This window comes from Verrucomicrobium sp. BvORR034 (genome assembly GCF_000739635.1).
Classification (GTDB): domain Bacteria; phylum Verrucomicrobiota; class Verrucomicrobiia; order Verrucomicrobiales; family Verrucomicrobiaceae; genus Verrucomicrobium.
Map to the genome: position 1 here is coordinate 1 of NZ_BATQ01000100.1, position 6,820 is coordinate 6,820.

Sequence of the window (6,820 nt, forward strand, 5' to 3'; positions counted from 1 at the left end):
AACGGACAGCAAGGCTCACAGAGATGATGGAAAAGGTTGTGCACCCGGACAACTGGGAGGCGTCATTGCGTGCGGTGGAACGCAACGCAGGGGCGCCCGGACCCGACGGAATGAAGACCACGGAACTAAGAGCGCATCTCACCCAACACGGGGAGGTGCTCAAGAGATGGTTGTTGGAAGGCAGTTACCAGCCTGGAGCCGCGAGACGCAAGGGCCATTGCCAAGGCAGGCGGGGGAACCCGTCCGCTGAGCATCCCCGATGTGCAGGACCGCTTTGTGCAGCAGTTGCTGCTGGGTGTGTTGAACCTTGAGTTTGACCCGTTGTTTAGCGAGAGCAGCTATGGGTTTCGCATGGGGCGCAGCGCACACCAGGCCGTTGAGGCGGCAAGGGAAACGCTTTGGGTTTAAGATGCCATCAGAACTGAAAGGTCAAAACCAGCCGATCCAACCGCCGGATGCGGACCCGCATGTCCGGTGGTGTGGGAGGGCTGGGGAGCGCAATCTCCCCAGCTCGACCCGATCGCCTGAGGCAACGCTGCCGGAGCAGTCCGACGGACCCCGTCAGTTTGAGAGCGAAGGGGGTGATAGGTAACCACCCTGAACGCACTGACTCCTGAACACGCCATGGCATCTGGTTGAGCAACACTCGATCTTGTTGGAACCCCATGCCCGATACCCCCCTGTTTTTCTCTCTCCGTCACACCCTCAACACCCTATTTGTAAGTTACATCAAATAAACCCCCTCTTATATATTCTGTGAACCTGCAAAAAGGGTGTTGAGGGTGTGACGCGAATGAATCTCAACATAGTGCCCGCCAAGGAGGCTCAGGTGGGAAGGCCGACAGCATCCGCTTCCTCCCACCGTCTTCAATGCCTCCATGTCGCTCGAATGTTTGGTTGCATGTGTCGCGAGGCCACGCGGTGACTGACGTTCCCGGCAAGATGCCAGAAACAGCACGCAAGATGCGTGCGCTCCCCTGGCTTCTCCGGCGCAGGCCGTTTTGAGAGAGCGCCAGACCGCGTTTCGCCACCAAGCTCAGACGGACGCTAGGGCCAGACACTCAAAGTGCCTGCCCTTTCAACCGCCGCGACCAGCGATCAACGGTATGCGTGCTACTCATTCGACGATGGGTTGGCGTCGATCCCGGCGAGGATGAGATCAATTCCAGCAAGGTAATCTTCCCGGTCGTCATGCGTGCGCAACTGCCCGGCTACGCTGCGTGAGAACGGATACTCCTCTGGATCTAGCTGAGACCAGACGTTCGCCATCGCCTCCAGAAAATCCGTTCTATTCAAGGCATGCGTCCGGGCGAACTGGGTGTTCGCCGCGTTCTGCCCGCTAACTCCAAGGATGTAGTGCAACAATGCGGATACCGCTGCCCACTGATGGTCGTTCGGCACGCCCAGCAAGCGAACCTGCTGACCTATTCGTTCTACAATGCGCACAATCGGCTGTTGCCCCAGGGCCCGCGTGAGCGCAGAGCCGACCCACGGATGCGCATCAATGGCATCGAACATTCCCAGGGCGAGAGCACGAATCGCGGCTTTCGGCGTCTCGCCTTCTACGGACTCAGCCATCGCGCGAGTGACGATGGAATCGCAGGCGGCGGTCATCAGGTCACTCTTGTTGTCGATATGCCAGTAGAGGGCGCCTGGACCGGTGGCAAGTCGTTCTGCCAGCGCTCGGAAAGTGAGGCCACCTTCTCCGCTGCTGTCCAGGAGTTCGATGGAGACTTCAATGATGTGATCCCGCGTGAGCGATTCTTCACGTCGTGGACAGGTCTTTGACTTTCTCGGCATTCCCGATCTTGACATAAATGGAATGTTGTTCCAGTAGTTAAAATGGAACAGTGTTCCATTTTCGGCAAAGATTGCCGTGAAGTCTGGAGCAATGCACCGGAACCTTATGAACGAGGCAAAAAATAGTCCGCTCTACGACGTGATCGTCGTGGGCGCTGGCCCGGTAGGGCTCTTCCTCTCCGGTGAGCTCGCACTAGCGAAATGTCCTGTCCTCCTGCTAGAAAAAGCCACCGAGCCGCACTCTCCGCTAAAACAATTTCCATTCGGGATCCGGGGTCTCTCAGCGCCGACAATTGAAGCGCTCGACCGTCGTGGGTTACTCGACGAACTTGAGGTTCATCGTCGGCTGAAGAGCCCCCATATGAATGCGGTCGAAGGGGAGCGGAGGCAGGTAGGACACTTCGCCGGTATTCCCTTTCATGACGGCGAGGTGGATCCCTCAAAGTGGAAGTTTCGTCTGCCAAGCTCAACCCGCCCCAGCCTGGTGTCTGAAATGGCGGAAATGGAAACAGTGCTTGGTCGTCATGCAGAGGCCCTGGGAGTGGAGATCAGGCGCGGGCTGGCCGTGGATGATGTTTCTCAGACAGAGGACGGAGTTACGGTGAAGTCAGGTCCGCATTCTTTCAGGGGGCAGTGGCTCATCGGCTGCGATGGAGCACGCAGTGTGATTCGAAAAGCGGCCGGTTTTGAGTTTGTCGGCACGGAACCGGAATTCACGGGATACTCCACGAAAGTGGACCTTGCTGACCCGCAGAAACTCAGGGCGGGCCGAAACGTCACTCCACAAGGGATGTACCTGCAGTCCCAGCCGGGTTACGTGATCATGCAGGATTTTGACGGCGGGGCATTTCATCACTCCGAAAAGGCGATCACGCGTGAACACGTGCAGGAGGTCCTTCGCCGCATCTCAAACACCGACGTCACAGTGAATGCCCTGGCTATCGCCACCACGTGGACTGACCGGGCCCGGCAGGCCACATCCTATCGCAACGGGCGCATTCTCTTGGCGGGCGATGCCGCACACATTCATTCGCCGTTGGGTGGTCAAGGGCTCAATCTCGGGCTGGGGGACGCCATGAACCTGGGTTGGAAACTTGCTGCCACCATCCAGAACAAAGCCCCAGATGGCTTGTTGGATAGTTATCACACCGAACGACATCCCATTGGCGCGCAGGTGCTGGATTGGTCACGTGCGCAGGTTGCCATCATGAGGCCAGAGCCATCCGCCCGTGCACTGCACGCCATTGTCCGAGATCTGATGGATACTCGGGATGGGGCGACCTACATGGCAGAGAGGGTATGGGGCATATCGCTCCACTACCCGCTCGGTGGCGATCATCCCCTGGTGGGCTGCAGCGTTCCCAACTTTGAGTTCGAAAATGGTACGAGGACAAACGAACTCATGCGCCATGGCCACGGCGTCCTGCTTGATTTTGATGGGAATGGTTCACTTGAAACCTGGGCGGGCGAGTTCGGTGGGCGAATAAGGTATGCTTCAGACCGGGTGAAAGAGTCCTTGGGACTGAGCACGGTCCTGGTGCGCCCTGATGGGGTGGTCGCCTGGGCTTCTGTAGGTGGCCCCAATGAACAGTCCATGAAACAAGCGATGGCTGCCTGGTTTGCTCAATAGCTGAATCAAAGGAATCCCTATGAACAATCCAGTTACGATTATTGGTGCCGGCCTCGGCGGTTTGACCCTTGCACGAGTCCTTCATGTTCACGGCATCGCTGCGACCATCTACGAAGCCGAAGCATCGCCCACTTCGCGCGGGCAGGGAGGCATGCTGGACATCCACGAACACGATGGGCAGGTTGCGCTCAAGGCTGCAGGACTCTTCGATGATTTTCTCGCGATCGTGCACCCTGGTGGTCAGGCCACGCGTGTGCTTGATCAGCACGGGCAAGTCTTGATTGATGAGCCCGATGACGGCAGGGGCGGTCGTCCCGAGGTGCCCCGTGGAGAACTTCGTCGAATTCTGGTGAACTCTCTTCCGGAAGGCACGATCCGATGGGGGCACAAAGTCGTGTCGGTTTCTCCGATGGGCGGCGGACGACACGAAGTGATCTTTACCAATGGCTCAACGGTCACGACCGACCTTCTGGTGGGTGCCGATGGTGCGTGGTCCAAAGTTCGCCCAGTCCTTTCGCATGCAAAACCCAGCTATCTGGGCATCTCGTTCATCGAGACTTACTTGCTTGATGGCGACGCCCGGCATCCTGCGAGCGCGAATGCGGTTGGCAGCGGCTCAATGTTTGCACTCGCGCCCGGCAGGGGAATCATGGCCCATCGTGAACCTGGTGGCGTGCTGCACGCATATGTTGCGCTGCGCAAGCCGCTAGATTGGTTTGCCCGCATTGACTTCGCTGACCCGGAGGCTGCAGCGGCCTGCATCGCCGAGGAATTCAGTGGGTGGGCACCAGAGTTGACTGCGCTCATTAATGGCGGCGCAACCGCCCCGGTGCCTCGGCTGCTCCACACACTCCCGTTTGATCACAAGTGGGATCGTGTTCCCGGCGTGACCTTGCTCGGCGATGCCGCCCACTTGATGGCTCCGGCGGGTGAAGGTGCCAACCTCGCCATGTACGATGGTGCCAATCTCGGAGGAGCCATCGCTGCTCATCCGGGCGACGTCGAGGCTGCACTGGTCACGTACGAAGGGGAGATGTTTTCCCGTTGCGCGTCTGCTGCCGTAGAAGCTGAGCGCATCCTCAAGATGTGCCTAGACGACAACGCGCCTCAAAGCTTGGTTGAGTTTTTCACTAACATCAGGCAGCTTGAGTAGTCTGGCGGAGACAAGTATCAAGCGCCTCTTCTCCATCCTGTGCAGACTTAAATTGGCTGATCCATTGTTACTTCGGCAGTCGCTTGCCGGTGATCCGCCGTGCCTTGTCGAAGTCGAGCACTTCGAAGGTCGAGTAGTCATCGCTGAAGGTCATCACGGCCTGCTCGCCACCCTTGCGATTGAGCTCCACGGTCTTGATGTCCTTGATGACGAACTTTGCCGTGAAATGTGGGTGCCGAAACGTGCCGTCGGGCATGAACACGCACTCGCGATCCGGCACGCCAGCGCTCACATTGCGCCATGTCCACTTGTTGGTGAGCAGGAAGTCCCGCAGGTTGGCCGTGGTGCTGATGCGGCTGGGCTCCTTTGGAGGCAGTTGGGCCTTGGCGACAATGGGGAGTGCGCAAAACGCCCAAAGAACGAGGAAGAGGTATTTCATGAGTGTAAGTTTGGCTTGATGAGCAGGCACTTTTCAGGCCTCGGAAGTGTGTTCAATGGCAGTTCTCTTTTGCCAGCGGATGTCAGGAATATTGATGCGCTGTTGAATGGTGCCGTTCCACTCCGTTCGGAATCCATGTTGCTCCATCACTTCTTTGATTGTCCTCCCGACTTCCAAGCCCCGGTCATCAGTGCCAAGGATGTCGCCAAACGTGAGCATCAAGCCATGGCCATCGATGGCACGTTCCAGGTCTTGTCCGTGATAGAAGCAATAGCCAATGATCGGCGAATCTCCCCGCCCGGCGTCATGCCAGACTTCAGTGATGTCGTCAATGCCGTCGGATTGGGTGTATCCAGCGTTTTGCAGCGCGATGATGTTGCGCTTCTCAAGTTCCGCAAACGCCTGATCCAGGCGATCACAATCAGTCGGCGTTTTCCAAGAGTTTTCTTCAGCCAGCTTTCGATCAATCTCCGACGAGATTTGCTCCAGAACCCAGTTTTCATCCAGTGTATCTGGTTCGAAGCAGTCGTTGCACAAGATTTCCGCGATCTCTTCTGGTTGGTAAAACCCAGTCCACACATAGTGACGGATTCGCTCTAGGGCTTCAGCGGTTTCTTCACTCATGACTGGGATGGCCAAAAAATGGGATGGCAGGGGATCATGTCCATCTTGTTAAGTGCTGGCGCAAAATGCAAGAACTCATCCCCGAACCGCATGATGCAGTTCTAGCCCTGCTTGGGCTTGCGGAGCGCGTTGGCAACATGGTAGGTGGCTCCGACTGCGAGCATGATTTGGATGATCGGAACCAGGACCTCATAGATCTTGGGAGGGTGGCCAGATCCGGTGGGCAGCAACCTGATGACGTAGGGGAAAGCGATCGCCACCACCCAGAATGCCAGATTGAGAAGCAGTATGTTTCGCCTTGTCTGTGCCTCGTTCATGGTGCTGATGGTTGAGGGGCAGTGAGAATTCTTGCTTCGTCTCCGGGGTTGTCCAACCATTCCGGTCCAGGCACCTACGCAACGACGGTCAACCTGCTCACCGAGACCGCTCCACCAAAACACACGTTCACATCAGAACCCACAGGTGCCGGGCGGTCTGCATATCGGGCAGTGTAGCGCAGGTCCCACTCTCCCGCATTCCCCTCACTCCGATCATACGTCACCAGCATCGGCGGGCGGGCGGGGGAGGTGATCACTCGCTCCGGCAATGCCTCGCTGCCAGGTGGCAAGTGGGGAAAGTTGACGTTCCAGAATTCGCCATCCGCCAAATTCTGACCCAGCAACCACTCGATCAACTGGGTGGTCCAACGGCCTGTCCGTTCCCAGTCCAGGGCAATGCCCTTCACGAGATAGTGCGAAAAGGCGGCCGAACGGTACCCGTGATACGCCGCCTCTCTCGCCCCGGCGACCGTGCCGGAGATCACCAGATCCTGCCCCATGTTCCCGCCGGCGTTGATGCCCGAGAACACGAAATCGGGTTTGATGCCCAGGGCAAACACGGCGGCCCGTACGCAATCGGCGGGAGTACCGCTCACAGCATAGGCATGTTCCGCCTTCTGGCGGACCTTCAGGACCTCCGTGGTGGTCACGCGATGGCCACACTGGGAGTACTCCCGATCTGGGGCGGCAATCGTGTAGGTGGCCCCGGGAATTGCGGAAACCGCCGCTGCCAGAGCGGCCAGTCCGGGAGCTTCAATCCCGTCGTCGTTGGTAAGGAGGAAGTGCAAGTCCACCCATCCTCCGGGGAGCGGGGAAAATCAAGTAGTCACCCCGCCCAGGCACTCTACAGGCACTCT

At 58.1% G+C, this 6,820-nt stretch carries 7 protein-coding genes; 2 read left to right on the forward strand and 5 right to left on the reverse strand.

Translation table 11 applies throughout. The annotated features are described in order from the left end of the window. Window positions 1-1,113: 1,113 nt before the first annotated feature. Window positions 1,114-1,800, reverse strand: coding sequence for a TetR family transcriptional regulator (locus tag BV034_RS16810; RefSeq protein WP_050028160.1), 687 nt, complete (start codon window positions 1,798-1,800; stop codon window positions 1,114-1,116). 106 nt (window positions 1,801-1,906) lie between these two features. On the opposite strand from BV034_RS16810, the gene BV034_RS16815 reads away from it, so the two are divergent. Then, on the forward strand, window positions 1,907-3,430 hold the full coding sequence (locus BV034_RS16815) for an FAD-dependent monooxygenase (RefSeq protein ID WP_050028161.1): 1,524 nt from the start codon (window positions 1,907-1,909) through the stop codon (window positions 3,428-3,430). 19 nt (window positions 3,431-3,449) lie between these two features. Beyond that, on the forward strand, window positions 3,450-4,583 hold the full coding sequence (locus BV034_RS16820) for an NAD(P)/FAD-dependent oxidoreductase (protein WP_050028162.1): 1,134 nt from the start codon (window positions 3,450-3,452) through the stop codon (window positions 4,581-4,583). A 67-nt stretch (window positions 4,584-4,650) separates the two neighbouring features. Here BV034_RS16820 and BV034_RS16825 read toward each other — a convergent pair whose 3' ends face one another. The 4 genes from BV034_RS16825 to surE form a co-directional block, all read right to left on the reverse strand. Continuing rightward, entirely contained in the window at window positions 4,651-5,022 is a 372-nt protein-coding gene (locus BV034_RS16825) for a hypothetical protein (protein ID WP_050028163.1), read from the reverse strand. A 33-nt stretch (window positions 5,023-5,055) separates the two neighbouring features. Further along, a complete protein-coding gene (locus BV034_RS16830) occupies window positions 5,056-5,646 on the reverse strand; it encodes a hypothetical protein (protein ID WP_050028164.1) in 591 nt (196 codons plus the stop codon). A gap of 101 nt (window positions 5,647-5,747) precedes the next feature. Continuing rightward, a complete protein-coding gene (locus BV034_RS16835) occupies window positions 5,748-5,963 on the reverse strand; it encodes a hypothetical protein (RefSeq protein ID WP_050028165.1) in 216 nt (71 codons plus the stop codon). A 74-nt stretch (window positions 5,964-6,037) separates the two neighbouring features. After that, window positions 6,038-6,751 (reverse strand): 5'/3'-nucleotidase SurE, encoded by a 714-nt coding sequence (gene surE / locus BV034_RS16840; protein ID WP_063768807.1) that lies wholly within the window; start codon window positions 6,749-6,751, stop codon window positions 6,038-6,040. Between the last annotated feature and the right edge of the window lie 69 nt (window positions 6,752-6,820).

Bases quoted from the DNA above. Each gene is read 5' to 3' on its own strand.
- BV034_RS16830 (WP_050028164.1), bottom strand. From the start codon at position 5,646: ATGAGTGAAGAAACCGCTGAAGCCCTAGAGCGAATCCGTCACTATGTG.
- BV034_RS16825 (WP_050028163.1), bottom strand. From the start codon at position 5,022: ATGAAATACCTCTTCCTCGTTCTTTGGGCGTTTTGCGCACTCCCCATT.
- BV034_RS16810 (WP_050028160.1), bottom strand. From the start codon at position 1,800: ATGCCGAGAAAGTCAAAGACCTGTCCACGACGTGAAGAATCGCTCACG.
- BV034_RS16815 (WP_050028161.1), top strand. From the start codon at position 1,907: ATGAACGAGGCAAAAAATAGTCCGCTCTACGACGTGATCGTCGTGGGC.
- BV034_RS16820 (WP_050028162.1), top strand. From the start codon at position 3,450: ATGAACAATCCAGTTACGATTATTGGTGCCGGCCTCGGCGGTTTGACC.
- BV034_RS16835 (WP_050028165.1), bottom strand. From the start codon at position 5,963: ATGAACGAGGCACAGACAAGGCGAAACATACTGCTTCTCAATCTGGCA.